General features: G+C 52.9%; 10 protein-coding genes. 7 read left to right on the top strand and 3 right to left on the bottom strand.

What is annotated here, in order from left to right; all coding sequences use genetic code 11:
• Positions 1-3 precede the first annotated feature (3 nt).
• Genes GZ59_RS01455 through tldD form a run of 4 tightly spaced genes read left to right on the top strand, consistent with a single transcriptional unit; the run spans position 4 to position 7430 of the window.
• Positions 4-597: a Maf family protein gene (locus GZ59_RS01455; protein ID WP_039289576.1), complete on the top strand. Its 594-nt coding sequence runs from the start codon at positions 4-6 to the stop codon at positions 595-597.
• Positions 587-2056: a ribonuclease G gene (gene rng, locus GZ59_RS01460; RefSeq protein WP_039289579.1), complete on the top strand. Its 1470-nt coding sequence runs from the start codon at positions 587-589 to the stop codon at positions 2054-2056. The genes GZ59_RS01455 and rng overlap by 11 nt, the downstream gene beginning before the upstream one ends.
• A 41-nt stretch (positions 2057-2097) precedes the next feature.
• The gene (gene yhdP, locus GZ59_RS01465; protein ID WP_039289582.1) at positions 2098-5928 is read left to right on the top strand and encodes an AsmA2 domain-containing protein YhdP; all 3831 of its coding nucleotides are present in this window, start codon (positions 2098-2100) and stop codon (positions 5926-5928) included.
• A gap of 56 nt (positions 5929-5984) precedes the next feature.
• On the top strand, positions 5985-7430 hold the full coding sequence (gene tldD / locus GZ59_RS01470; protein WP_039289584.1) for a metalloprotease TldD: 1446 nt from the start codon (positions 5985-5987) through the stop codon (positions 7428-7430).
• A 103-nt stretch (positions 7431-7533) separates the two neighbouring features.
• Here tldD and GZ59_RS01475 read toward each other — a convergent pair whose 3' ends face one another.
• From GZ59_RS01475 to aaeR, 3 genes are all read right to left on the bottom strand, one after another.
• A complete protein-coding gene (locus tag GZ59_RS01475; protein WP_039289587.1) occupies positions 7534-8127 on the bottom strand; it encodes a hypothetical protein in 594 nt (197 codons plus the stop codon).
• Between the two features lie 180 nt (positions 8128-8307).
• Positions 8308-8475: a hypothetical protein gene (locus tag GZ59_RS23775; RefSeq protein WP_226302334.1), complete on the bottom strand. Its 168-nt coding sequence runs from the start codon at positions 8473-8475 to the stop codon at positions 8308-8310.
• A 108-nt stretch (positions 8476-8583) separates the two neighbouring features.
• The gene (gene aaeR, locus GZ59_RS01485; protein ID WP_039289590.1) at positions 8584-9519 is read right to left on the bottom strand and encodes an HTH-type transcriptional activator AaeR; all 936 of its coding nucleotides are present in this window, start codon (positions 9517-9519) and stop codon (positions 8584-8586) included.
• A gap of 620 nt (positions 9520-10139) precedes the next feature.
• On the opposite strand from aaeR, the gene aaeX reads away from it, so the two are divergent.
• From aaeX to aaeB, 3 genes are read left to right on the top strand one after another with little or no spacing between them, the layout of a single operon-like run.
• Positions 10140-10343 (top strand): p-hydroxybenzoic acid efflux pump operon protein AaeX, encoded by a 204-nt coding sequence (gene aaeX / locus GZ59_RS01490; protein WP_011091911.1) that lies wholly within the window; start codon positions 10140-10142, stop codon positions 10341-10343.
• Positions 10344-10350: 7 nt separating this feature from the next.
• Entirely contained in the window at positions 10351-11316 is a 966-nt protein-coding gene (gene aaeA / locus GZ59_RS01495) for a p-hydroxybenzoic acid efflux pump subunit AaeA (RefSeq protein ID WP_011091912.1), read from the top strand.
• Positions 11317-11327: 11 nt separating this feature from the next.
• A complete protein-coding gene (gene aaeB, locus GZ59_RS01500) occupies positions 11328-13316 on the top strand; it encodes a p-hydroxybenzoic acid efflux pump subunit AaeB (protein ID WP_039289593.1) in 1989 nt (662 codons plus the stop codon).
• Positions 13317-13327: the final 11 nt, after the last annotated feature.

Raw genomic sequence — 13327 nt, forward strand, 5'->3', positions numbered from 1 at the left:
TTCATGACCCAGCTTTATCTGGCCTCCGCTTCTCCCCGCCGTCGCGAACTGCTCACGCAGCTCGATATTCCTTTTTCTGTGCTGAATGTCGCGGTGGAAGAACAACGTTTACCAGAGGAAGCTGCGGAGGTTTACGTCCGGCGTCTGGCGCATGAAAAAGCGACCGCGGGTGTCGCGGCTGCACCGTCCGATTTACCGGTTCTGGGTGCGGATACCATCGTGGTGCTGAACGGTCAGGTATTGGAAAAACCGCAGGACGAAACTCATGCGGCAGAGATGCTGGGCCAGTTATCAGGAAAACAACATCAGGTGATGACCGCCGTCGCGCTGGCAGATAAAGACGATATATTGAGCTGTCTGGTAATAACCGATGTCGTCTTTCGCCCGCTTTCGCAGCAGGATATCGAACGGTATATCGCCAGCGGTGAACCGATGGATAAAGCGGGCGCTTACGGTATTCAGGGCAAAGGTGGATGCTTTGTCCGGTCACTTAACGGGAGCTATTACGCGGTCGTTGGGCTGCCTCTGGTAGAAACCGATGAGCTATTCAGTAATTTTGCTGCATTGCGGAGTGCAAGAGGAAAACATGACTGCTGAGTTACTGGTAAACGTTACACCGTCAGAAACGCGCGTTGCCTATATCGACGGCGGGATTCTGCAAGAAATTCACATTGAGCGTGATGCGAAACGCGGTATTGTCGGCAACATTTATAAAGGCCGCGTGAGCCGCGTCCTGCCGGGCATGCAGGCGGCGTTTGTGGATATCGGCTTAGATAAAGCCGCGTTCCTGCACGCATCCGATATTATGCCGCACACCGAATGCGTTGCCGGTGACGAACAAAAGAATTTTCACGTCCGTGATATCGCCGAGCTGGTGCGTCAGGGACAGGACCTTATGGTTCAGGTGGTCAAAGATCCGCTGGGAACCAAAGGCGCGCGTCTGACTACCGACATCACACTGCCGTCGCGCTATCTGGTGTTCATGCCTGGAGCATCGCACGTTGGTGTTTCACAGCGCATTGAGAGTGAAGTGGAACGCGATCGCTTAAAGAAAACGGTCGCTGACTATTGCGATGATGACGGTGGTTTTATCATTCGTACCGCAGCGGAAGGGATCGGTGAAGAAGAACTCTCGCAGGATGCGGCCTTCCTGAAGCGCCTGTGGGGCAAGGTGATGGAGCGCAAAAAGCGTAACCAGAGCAAATGTAAGCTCTACGGTGAAGTGGCGCTCGCACAGCGAATCTTACGTGATTTTGCCGGCGCTGCGCTGGATCGTATTCGGATTGACTCCCGCCTGACGTATGAAGCGCTGCTGGAATTTACCTCCGAATATATCCCAGAGATGACGCGCAAACTCGAACACTATGCGGGTAAGCAGCCGATTTTTGACCTGTTTGATGTGGAAAATGAGATCCAGCGTTCACTGGACAGAAAGGTTGAACTGAAGTCCGGTGGCTATTTGATCATCGATCAGACAGAAGCCATGACGACCGTTGACATCAACACGGGAGCATTTGTCGGCCACCGCAATCTGGATGAAACCATTTTCAATACCAATACGGAAGCGACGCAGGCTATTGCGCGACAGCTGCGTCTGCGTAACCTCGGTGGCATCATCATTATCGATTTCATCGATATGAATAACGAAGATCACCGTCGGCGGGTGCTGCATTCACTGGAGCAGGCGCTGAGTAAAGATCGAGTCAAAACCAGTATTAACGGCTTCTCTCAACTAGGATTAGTCGAGATGACGCGCAAACGCACGCGTGAGAGTATCGAACACGTGTTGTGTCATGAATGCCCGACATGTCATGGTCGTGGCACTGTGAAGACGGTAGAAAGCGTCTGCTATGAAATCATGCGTGAAATCGTGCGCGTCCACCACGCTTATGACACCGACCGTTTCCTAGTCTATGCCTCACCGGCTGTCGGGGAAGCGCTGAGAAGTGAAGAGTCGCACGCGTTAGCTGAGGTTGAAATTTTCGTCGGCAAGCAGGTCAAAGTACAAATCGAACCCCTGTATAGCCAGGAGCAGTTTGACGTCGTAATGATGTAAATTCGTGCGCTCGTCGTCGGCGACGAAAGAAGGAGAAATTAGTGAGGCGACTGCCCGGAATATTAGTCATCACGGGTGCCACTCTTGTCGTGATGGTTGCGCTGTTAGTCAGCGGCTTAAGACTGGTGCTGCCACAGCTCGATCATTTCCGGCCACAGTTGGTGGCCTGGGCGCAGTCTGCTGCCGGTGTTCCGTTAGAAATCGGCTCAATGACAGGGCGCTGGGAGTCCTTTGGCCCCACGCTGGAAATTGAAAAATTTCGCACGTCTCTGCCGGAATCTGACTGGCAGGTTGATCGCATTACGCTGGCGCTGGATGTGTGGCAGTCGCTGCTGCACGGGCGCTGGCAGTTTCGCGATCTTACATTTCATCAGTTAAAGCTTGATCTTAATAGCCAATTTACTGGGCAGCAGCAGGATAGCAAACTGATGGAGTCAGGAAAGGTCAGCGATCTTTTCCTGCGCCAGTTTGACCACTTTGATCTGCGTGATAGCCAGATTACCTTTCTTACCCCTTCCGGTTCCCGAGCGGAGCTGAGTATTCCTCAACTGACCTGGCTGAACTCCGACAAACGTCACCGCGCAGAAGGGTTGATCAGCCTGTCGAGTTTTAACGGCCAGCACGGTGTGGTGCAGATGCGCATGGATTTGCGCGATGAGCAGGGGTTGCTTGGCAACGGTACGTTCTACCTGCAAGCTGACAATATTGATATGAAGCCGTGGCTCAGCCGCTGGATGAAAAACAACACTGGGCTGGAAAGCGCAGATTTTAGTCTGGCGGCGTGGCTCAATGTCCGTGATGGTGGCATCCACAGTGGTGATGTACGCCTTAATCAGGGGACGGCAAGCTGGGGTGAGGGAAGTGACGCGCATCGCCTGAACGTGGATGATATGACGTTACATGTCAGCCGTCAGGAAAATGGCTGGCAGGTGGATGTTCCCACGTTGAATCTGGCAACGGATGGCGTCGCTTGGCCGAAAGGTCGGCTTTCCGCCCTGTGGTTGCCGAAAAATGAACACATGCTGGGGCCCGATCGGCAGGAAGAGCTGCGCATTCGAGCTAGTAATCTGGCGCTGGAGCGTGTGAGCACGCTGCTTCCTTTGTTGTCCGGCACAACGCCAGCCTTGAAAGCGCGCTGGGATGAGCTGCAACCGATGGGTACATTGAATTCCGTTGCCGTCGATATCCCTCTGCAACAGCCAGAGAGAAGCCGTTTTCATGCCAATTGGCAGGATGTGAGCTGGAAGCAGTGGAAATTGCTGCCGGGAGTCGATCACTTCTCCGGTTCTGCTCGCGGTAGCGTCGAGCGTGGTCAGGTCAGCGTAGCGTTAAAGCAGAGTACGCTGCCCTATGTGGATATGTTCCGCGCACCGCTGGAAATCAAGCAGGCCAGCGGTACGATAGACTGGCGTAATGATGCGCAAGGCCTGTCGCTCTGGAGCCATGGGCTGGATGTACAGGCGAAATCACTATGGGCTAACGGTGATTTCCGTTACGAACAGCCAGTAAAACAGGAACCGAAACTGGATATTCTGGCGGGGATCCGGCTGACCGATGCGGCGGATGCCTGGCGCTACTATCCTGAACTGTTTATGGGCACTGATTTGGTGGACTATCTGAGCGGTGCGCTGAAAGGTGGCCGCGTCGATAATGCGACGCTGATCTTTGCCGGTAATCCGCAGCATTTCCCGTATACCCACAACGAAGGCCAGTTTGAAGTCTGGGTGCCGGTTAAGGATGCCACCTTTGAGTTCCAGCCGGGCTGGCCTGCGCTAACGCCGCTGGATATCAATCTGGATTTTGCCAATAACGGTCTGTGGATGTTTGCGCCGCAAACCTGGCTGGGTAAGGTGGAAGGCAAAAATATTAGCGCGGTCATTCCTGATTATGAAAAAGAGATGCTGCTTATTGATGGCGAACTGGACGGTCCAGGGCCTGAAGTGGGCAACTATTTTCATCAGACACCGCTGAAATCCTCGCTGGGCACCGCGCTGGATGAGCTGAAAATTGGCGGGCCGGTGAAAGGCACGCTGCATCTGGATATTCCGCTCGTCGGTGACGATGTCCGCGCTAGCGGCGATATCGCGCTGAATAATAACAGCCTGTACATCAAACCGCTGGATACCACGATTAATAATCTCACGGGTAAGTTCCGCTATGAAAACGGTAATTTACGCAGTGAAACGCTACAGGCGAATTGGCTGAATCAGCCGATGGCGGTCAATTTTACGACGGAAGAGCAAGCGAAGGCTTTTCTGGTGAATGTGGGCTTGCAGGGAGACTGGCAGCCAGCGCTATTGCCCGGTTTACCGGCGTCGGCAAGCAAAGCGTTGTCCGGCGCGGCTAACTGGAAAAGTACGGTTGCTGTCAACCTGTCGCACTCGGGTAAAACAACCTACGATGTTGATGTACAAGCTGATTTAAATAAAGTAAGTAGTCACTTACCTAACCCGCTAAATAAGCCTGCTGGCGAGAACCTGCCGCTGGAAGTTAAAGCCAGCGGTGACCTGAATGGTTTTACTATGCAGGGTCGAGTGGGCAAAGATAACCGTTTCAATAGCCAATGGTTGCTGAAAGGCGACACCGTGATGCTGTCGCGAGCAAGCTGGCAGAATGCGGCAGCAACGGCACCGGCATTACCAGAAGATTCCGCTTTGGTGCTCGATCTCCCGCCGCTGGATGCAGAAAGTTGGCTGGGGCTTCTGCCATCGCTGCGAGCCTCGACGTCGTCGGAAGGGAAAAAAGCACATAGTTATCTTCGTTTTCCTGAAGCGATAACGCTGCGAACGCCTGAGCTACAACTGTTAGGACAGCAGTGGCACGATCTGGAAATTACGCGAAAAAATACGCTTGGCGGCAGCGAAGTACAGGCGAAAGGACGTGAAATTGACGGAAAGGTTGAGATACCCAATCGCGGCATGTGGCGCAGCGACATCAATTATCTCTACTACAATCCTCAGTGGAAAGGCAACGAAGCGACCAACCCGGTGGCGCTGGCGGAGAAAAAGTCGCCGCTGAATGACCCGAGTATCAGTTTTGAGGACTGGCCGTCGCTGGCGGTTAACTGTCGCCAGTGCTGGATTATCGGGCAGAATATGGGACGTATTCAGGGAACGATGTTGCCAGAAAAGGAAAAGTTAACGCTGACGGACGGTATCATTGATACAGGCAAGGCTCGTCTGACGGTAAACGGGTCCTGGCAGGAAAACGCAGAAGGCGTGCGGACTGCGCTAAAAGGCCGCCTGACGGGAGATAGTCTGGAACAGAATGCTAACTGGTTTGGTGTAGATTCACCGCTGAAGGCCGGTTCTTTCGATGTAGATTACGATCTGTATTGGCGCGGGACGCCTTGGGCACCGGATATTGCCAGCCTGAGTGGAATATTGCACACGCGCATTGGCAAAGGTGAAATTGCCGAAGTCGGTGCCGGTCAAGCGGGTCAATTACTGCGTTTATTGAGCTTCGATGCGCTGATGCGTAAGCTGCGGTTCGATTTTAGTGATACGTTTGGTCGTGGATTCTATTTCGACTCGATTAGCAGTACCGCATGGATTAAAGATGGCGTGCTGCATACTGATGATATGCTGATCGACGGGTTGGAGGCGGACATCGCGATGAAAGGCGATCTCGACCTCGCTAAGCGACAGGTCAATATGGAAGCGGTTATCGCCCCGGAAATTTCTGCGACAGTGGGCGTGGCGACTGCATTTGCCGTCAATCCGGTTGTGGGTGCCGCGGTGTTTGCTGCCAGTAAAGTACTGGCACCGCTATGGAACAAGATTTCGCTGATTCGCTACCAGATTTCCGGTAGCCTCGATCAGCCAAAGATTCAGGAAGTGCTGCGTGAGCCGAACAAGAAGAAAGGCGAATAATGCCGTTAGGGCAGCGCAGCGTACTCAGCCGATTATTTGATAAAGAGTGAAAAACTATGAGCCTTTCGTTTGTCAGTGAGCAGTTACTCACCGCCAACAAATTGAATCTTGACGATCTCGCCGCTGTGCTGGGGTCGCTTAATGAGCGTCGACTGGATTATGCCGACCTCTATTTCCAATCCAGCTACCATGAATCCTGGGTGCTGGAAGATCGCATCATCAAAGACGGTTCCTATAACATCGATCAAGGTGTTGGTATCCGTGCGATTGACGGTGAAAAAACCGGATTTGCGTATGCCGATCAGATCACGCTGAATGCATTGCACCAGAGTGCGCAGGCAGCACGCAGCATTGTGCGGGAACAGGGCACCGGTACGGTTCGCACGCTGGGTGAAGTATCGCATCGTGCGCTCTATCCAACGTTGAATCCACTCGATAGCCTGACGCGTGAAGATAAGATTGCGCTGTTGCAACGTGCTGATACGGTCGCACGTGCTGCCGATACGCGGGTGCAGGAAGTGTCAGCTAGCTTGACCGGCGTGTATGAGCTGGTGTTGGTGGCTGCGACGGACGGCACGCTAGCGGCAGATGTGCGTCCTCTGGTTCGTCTGTCGATCAGCGTGCTGGTCGAAGAGGAAGGTAAACGTGAGCGCGGCGGTAGCGGCGGCGGCACACGTGGCGGCTATGAGTATTTCTGGGAAGTGACGGACGGCGAACCTCGCGTTGATGCGTGGGCGAAAGAAGCGGTACGTATGGCACTGGTTAACCTGTCTGCTGTGGCTGCTCCCGCAGGGCCGATGCCTGTGGTGCTGGGCGCAGGCTGGCCGGGCGTGCTGCTGCATGAAGCGGTCGGTCACGGTCTGGAAGGTGATTTTAACCGTCGCGGTACGTCAGTGTTCAGCGGACAGATGGGCAAACTTGTCGCGTCAGAACTGTGTACGGTGGTGGATGACGGTACGCTGACCGGACGTCGTGGTTCTCTCTCTATGGATGACGAAGGTGTCCCGGGACAATACAATATCCTGATCGAAAACGGCATTCTGAAAGGGTATATGCAGGACAAGCTGAACGCTCGTCTGATGGGCGTAGCGCCGACCGGCAACGGTCGCCGCGAGTCTTATGCGCATCTGCCGATGCCGCGTATGACAAACACCTACATGTTGGCTGGGAAATCCACGCCGGAAGAGATTATCTCCAGCGTTGAATACGGTCTGTATGCGCCAAACTTTGGTGGCGGTCAGGTTGATATCACCTCTGGCAAGTTCGTCTTCTCGACATCCGAAGCGTACCTGATCGAAAAGGGTCGTATCACCACGCCAGTCAAAGGCGCGACGCTGATTGGTTCCGGCATTGAAGCGATGCAGCAGATCTCTATGGTCGGAAACGATCTGGCGCTGGATAAAGGCGTTGGCGTGTGTGGCAAAGAAGGCCAAAGCCTGCCAGTCGGCGTTGGTCAGCCTACGCTGAAGCTGGAAAGCCTGACCGTCGGCGGCACCGCATAATTCGTTCTGATACCCAGAGTCCCCTTTGAAACCGCGCTTTTATCAGCGCGGTTTTTTCTAGGGAGCTGTTATGTTGTGGATCGCAATGTAGCAGATCACAAAATCAGGACACGGCAGCAATAATCGATTTGAGCTGCTTGATGTGTATCTCATCCCTCTGTACCAAAACATCTTCCTTAATTTTGAGAACAATGCCTTTTAACAGGTCTGTTGTGCTGGAGATGTTTGTCGTGGTTTTTAGTACGTCAATGTCTGTCGCAACATGTCTGCCTTTAAGAGAAAGGCGCTTCTCGGATTTTCCTTTTGCCAAATCACTTTGTAGAAAACGCGGGATATCTTTTGCCGCTGCGTGGTCAGCCGCCAGAGTGTGAAGATAGTATTTCATCAGGGTGGGAATAAAATCGGGTTCCCCACCTAATTCGCAGCTTGCCAGATTTAGGATGTCTATCATGTGCGCGGGGACTCGACTTTCCAGTGCTTTACGCTGCACATCTAGTGCTTTCTTAATCATGGGGGTGGACTGATGAGGGATGATGGCAACATTCCCGCAGCGATCGCAAACGCCCACTAGAACCTGTCTCACCACGCCACTGTTATCACTGAATGGGACGTCTTTAAGTTGAAACGTCGCTGTTTCATATGATTGGCAGGTATTACAGAGCGTTGCCTGTGTATCGCCGACTTTGAAAATTTTCATGTCATCGCCTCAATGGTGGACGCTAATAAAGACACAATCCGGCTCGGTAAAGTACCACTTGATATACCACGGCACTCCTCGATAGCGGCAACGGATGATATGAACATCAACATGTGCTGCAAAATGATGGGGTGAAGAAGAGTAGGATGTCCCCGTTGATTTATAAATAATATCAATGAGTTATGTTATTGATATTTGTCCGATTGCCAGCAAATTCTTCGTGCTGATATTCCCTCTGGCTTCATGCAGCACATTACCTGACTGCAAACAGACGATAAGCTGCTTTTTGGCATTCTTGAACCCCATCCCCTCACCCGTATTGTACGAATTTATTCGTACGTTATCCATGTGATTTTACTCTCCTGAACGAAGAGAGAGGTATAACGCACAGATGCTGGGATGGGGATGCGTTTTATATGAAAGAGGAAAACGCTTCGCATTTTCTCTTTGCAAAACCTACTTTTTGTCCTCGCCATGATCCTGCCGATAGCTTTGATATGTAAGGGCGACGTTCTTGAAGTATTCCGTCATATAGTTAATGCAGACCTGTACTTTTAGCGGCAGGTTGTCTTTGCGGGTGTAAAGCGCGTAGACCGGGCGCGGATCGGAGTGGTAGCGGTTGAATAGAATCTCGATTTCGCCACGATTGATTTCGTCCACAATCCACATGAGCGGAATATACGCGATACCCGCTCCGATCTTGAGCCAGCGTACCAGCGTTTGCGGATCGTTGGTGACAAAGCGCCCCTGTGGTGTGACGCGGGTCGAAATGCCTTCCGGTGCAATCAGTTCGAATTCACTGTCGGGCCGCACGCTGTATTCCAGCCAGGAAAAATTCACCATATCTGCTGGCTTATCCGGCGTGCCGTGCTGCGCCAGATAGCTTTTCGCGGCACAGACCACCATCGGCATCGAGCCTAAACGTTTCGAAAACAGGGTGGAATCCTGTAGTGCACCGACGCGGATAACGATATCCAGTCCGTCGGCGATCAGGTCGGGAGCCGGAATGCCGGTGACCAGATTGACGGACAAACCAGGATATTCCTTCAGCATCGCGGCAGTCATGGTGGATAACACATTCTGCGCCATGGTAGACGAACTACCAATGCGTAGCGTGCCGATCGGCGTGTTGTTGAAGGCATAAAGCTGTTCGTGTACCTCATGAGCTTCATGTAGCATTCTACGGCAGCCGTGATAGTAAATTTTTCCCGCTTCCGTCAGACCAATACTGCGCGTACTGCGGTTCAGCAGCTTAATCTGTAGTTCATCTTCAAGCTTGGAGACGGTCTGGCTGACGGCGGATACGCTCATCTGCAACTGGCGTGCGGCGGCGGTAAAAGAACCACATTCCACCACGCGGGCAAACACCGACATACTCTTTAGTCTTTCCATTATTCACTCTGGCTTAAAAGTGATTTAGATCACACTATGTAGATAAGGTGATAATAAGCATCCATAATATAGCCTATCCGGTGATACCGAGTGGAACATTGTCCGCTCAAGGCTCCCCAATAATTATTTATCCAATATATAGCCTAAATAATTCGAGTTGCAGGACAAAAACGGCAAGGTGTTTTTGAACAGAGCTTGCGCTGACCCCGAAGGGGTGAGGCCATCAGGCCGAATAACGCGGCAAGCGAGGGACAAATTCGTCTGGAACGAATTTGACCAGCCAACGGCTGGCCTTCGGTGAGAGACAGGATGTCTCTCATTTCATCCCGATGAGCTTACACAGGTAAGTGATTCGGGTGAGTGAACGCAGCTAACGCACATGCAGCTTGAAGTATGACGGGTATAGAGTAATACGCTGATTCCCCATCGTTAGTCAGTCCCTGCTGACATCGCTACTCATCAGTTTAACGCTATCCAATCCGTTGGCCGTCAGCCTGCGGGATGAAGCGCTTTTGTCGATGCTGAACGTCAGCACTACGCTGCGTTATTGCACCACATAATTGACCATCCGGTAGCACACTTGCTCGCTACCGCTATCTACTAGAAAAAAGGAAAAGAGGATGAGTTCACTCCCGGTTATGGTGCTGTTCGGGCTGTCATTTCCCCCCGTATTTTTTGTCTTGATGGTGTCGCTGACCCTATTTTTTGTTGTGAACCGTCTGCTGCAACCGACGGGTATCTATGACTTCGTTTGGCATCCTGCGCTGTTTAACAGCGCGCTGTTCTGCTGCTTGTTCTATTTACTGTTCCGTTACGGTCTGTGAGGCGTCTGTGAAAAGTTTCTTTTTAACCTTGTTTAGGCAGCAGGCCGCGCTGACCAAAAAACTGAGTCGTGTGGTCATCACGCTGGTGATTGTGCTGTGTGCGATTGTGGCCATTTTTCGTGTCTGGGCGTTTTATACCGAATCGCCCTGGACGCGAGATGCCAAATTTACGGCGGATGTGGTGGCGATCGCGCCGGACGTCAGCGGGTTGCTGACCGACGTTCGTGTCACGGACAATCAGTTGGTGAACAAAGGCGATGTGCTGTTTGTCATCGACCAGCCGCGTTACCACCAGGCCGTGGCGCAGGCGGAAGCCGATGTTGCTTACTATCAGGCGCTGGTGACGGAAAAACGCCGGGAATCAGGACGTCGTGCGCGGCTGGGCGTCAGTGCGATGTCACAGGAAAATATCGATCAGTCCAACAATGCGCTAGAAACCGCAACGCACCAGCTTGCTAAAGCGCAGGCGGTAATGTCTCTGGCGAAATTGGAGTTGGATCGTACCGTGGTACGCGCGCCTGCTGACGGCTGGGTCACCAACCTGCATGTGCAAAGCGGCGAGTTCATTGAACGCGGTAATACGGCGGTCGCGCTGGTGAAGAAGGATTCGTTTTACCTGCTGGCGTACATGGAAGAGACCAAGCTCGAAGGCGTTCGCCGTGGCTATCGTGCGGAAATCACCCCGCTGGGTAGCGAAAAGATATTTTACGGCACCGTTGATAGCGTGGCGGCTGGGATAAATAACAGCAGCAACAGTGCGAATACTAAAGGCCTGGCTAACGTAGATTCTAATCTGGAGTGGGTGCGTTTAGCGCAGCGCGTGCCGGTAAAAATTCGCCTCGATCGGCAAATGGGCGACCTCTACCCAGCTGGCACGACGGCGACTGTGGTGGTTACTGGCGAGCAGGTCAACAATGACAAAAAGCCTTCGCCACTTATCCGCCTTCTTTATCGCCTGCGTGAGTTTGGCTAAGTGAGGCGATGATGAAAACCTCGTCATTAACAGGATCCTTGTTCTTTACAACACCGAAGTTTGCGCGCCTTCGCTTCGCTTTCAAACTGAGCTTTGCGATTGTGCTGTCCCTGTTTCTGGGTTTCCACCTACAGCTGGAAACCCCGCGCTGGTCGGTTCTCACCGCGGCGATTGTCGCTGCTGGCCCCGCATTTGCTGCAGGTGGCGAGCCGTTTTCCGGTGCAATTCGCCATCGTGGTATGTTACGTATTATTGGGACTTTTATTGGCTGTATTGGTGCACTTGTCATCATTATCGCTACCGTTCGTGCGCCTGTGGTAATGCTGATGCTGTGCTGTATTTGGGCCGGCCTCTGTACCTGGGTTTCCTCGCTGGTTAAAGTCGAAAACGCCTATATATTTGGGCTGGCGGGTTATACCGCGCTGATTATCATTGTCTCTACGCAGGGAACGCCGCTGCTGACGCCGCAGTTCGCTGTGGAGCGCTGTAGCGAGATTGTGCTGGGCATCGTCTGCGCCATTCTGGCGGATTTGCTGTTCTCACCACGATCGATCAAGCAGGATGTTGACCGTAGCATCGGTGAACTGCTGGTGGATCAGTATCGGTTACTGCAACTCAGCATGAGCGGGACGGAGAAAGAAGCGATAGATGCGGCATGGCATGCGTTGGTGCGCAAAACGACCGCGCTCAGCGGTATGCGCAGTAGCCTGATGCTGGAGTCCTCGCGCTGGCAGAACAGCAATCGCCGCTTAACGTCGTTGCATACGCAATCGCTCATGATGATCACTCAGGTGTGTGAAACTTACCTGATTTTGCAGGATGTCCCGACCCCTGTAAAAAGTAGCCTGAAGATGGTGTTGGATCAGCCTGTTGAGTCATTGCGGGATGTGCATTGCCGTGTGAAAGCATTGCGTCACCTGATCGCTGCTGACAGCCGTGACGTGCCGCCTACGTTGATCGATTGGGTTGGCGCGGCGACGCGCTATCTGCTGCTGGCGAAGGGTGTGCAGGCCAACGGACGCCTCAACACGATAGAAGCTGACGTGCTGAACAGTGATGTAGAAATTAAAGCGCCCTCGGCGGAAACTCATCACGCCATGATTAACGGTTTACGCACCGGTGTGGCGACGGCGCTAGGCTGCCTGTTCTGGCTCAGCACTGGCTGGACGTCTGGCAGCGTGTGTATGGTGATGATTGCGGTGGTGACGTCGCTTGCCATGCGTTTGCCAAATCCACAGATGATGGCGAAGGATTTTCTTTTTGGAACGATCTATGCGCTGCCACTGGGTGCGCTGATGTTCATGTTTATCATGCCGTCAACGCAGCAAAGTATGCTGCTGCTGTGTCTGAGTCTGGGGGGGATGGCTTTCTTTCTCGGGCTTGAAGTACAAAAGCGTCGGCTAGGCTCGCTGGGTGCATTGGCCAGTACGATCAATATCCTGGTGCTGGATAACCCGATGACATTCAACGTTAGCCAGTTTTTGGACAGCGCGATCGGCCAGATCATCGGCTGCTTTCTGGCGCTGATGGTGATCATGCTGATCCGGGATAACACCAAGGCGCATACGGGGAGAACGTTGTTGAATCGCTTTGTGTATGGTGCGGTTTCGGCACTGACCACCAACAGAGCGCGGCGCAAGGAAAATCACTTGCCTGCGCTGTATCAACAGCTTTTCCTGCTGCTGAACCGCTTTCCTGACGACATTGCCAAGTATCGCCTTGCCCTGTGGCTGATCATCATGCACCAACGTCTGAGAACGCTGGATATTCCGCAAAACGCTGCGCTGTCTGCTTTTCATCGCCAGATTCGTGCAACGGCGGAGCAGGTGATTTCAGCCCGACGCGATGCTACGCGCAGCCGCTATTTTGCGCAGCTGTTGGATGAACTTGAACGTTATCAGCAGATGCTGACAGAACAGCAGCTTCCCCCGAGCGTGACTGCGCCCGTGGGTCGATTGACTGGGATCCTGCGTGATTATCAGCATGCGCTGAGCAACTAATGTTAATGGAC

It is taken from the genome of Pectobacterium atrosepticum, assembly GCF_000740965.1.
Lineage (GTDB): Bacteria > Pseudomonadota > Gammaproteobacteria > Enterobacterales > Enterobacteriaceae > Pectobacterium > Pectobacterium atrosepticum.

Coding starts and splice junctions, on each gene's coding strand:
- GZ59_RS01455 (WP_039289576.1), top strand. CDS start 4: ATGACCCAGCTTTATCTGGCCTCCGCTTCTCCCCGCCGTCGCGAACTG.
- rng (WP_039289579.1), top strand. CDS start 587: ATGACTGCTGAGTTACTGGTAAACGTTACACCGTCAGAAACGCGCGTT.
- tldD (WP_039289584.1), top strand. CDS start 5,985: ATGAGCCTTTCGTTTGTCAGTGAGCAGTTACTCACCGCCAACAAATTG.
- GZ59_RS01475 (WP_039289587.1), bottom strand. CDS start 8,127: ATGAAAATTTTCAAAGTCGGCGATACACAGGCAACGCTCTGTAATACC.
- GZ59_RS23775 (WP_226302334.1), bottom strand. CDS start 8,475: ATGGATAACGTACGAATAAATTCGTACAATACGGGTGAGGGGATGGGG.
- aaeR (WP_039289590.1), bottom strand. CDS start 9,519: ATGGAAAGACTAAAGAGTATGTCGGTGTTTGCCCGCGTGGTGGAATGT.
- aaeX (WP_011091911.1), top strand. CDS start 10,140: ATGAGTTCACTCCCGGTTATGGTGCTGTTCGGGCTGTCATTTCCCCCC.
- aaeB (WP_039289593.1), top strand. CDS start 11,328: ATGAAAACCTCGTCATTAACAGGATCCTTGTTCTTTACAACACCGAAG.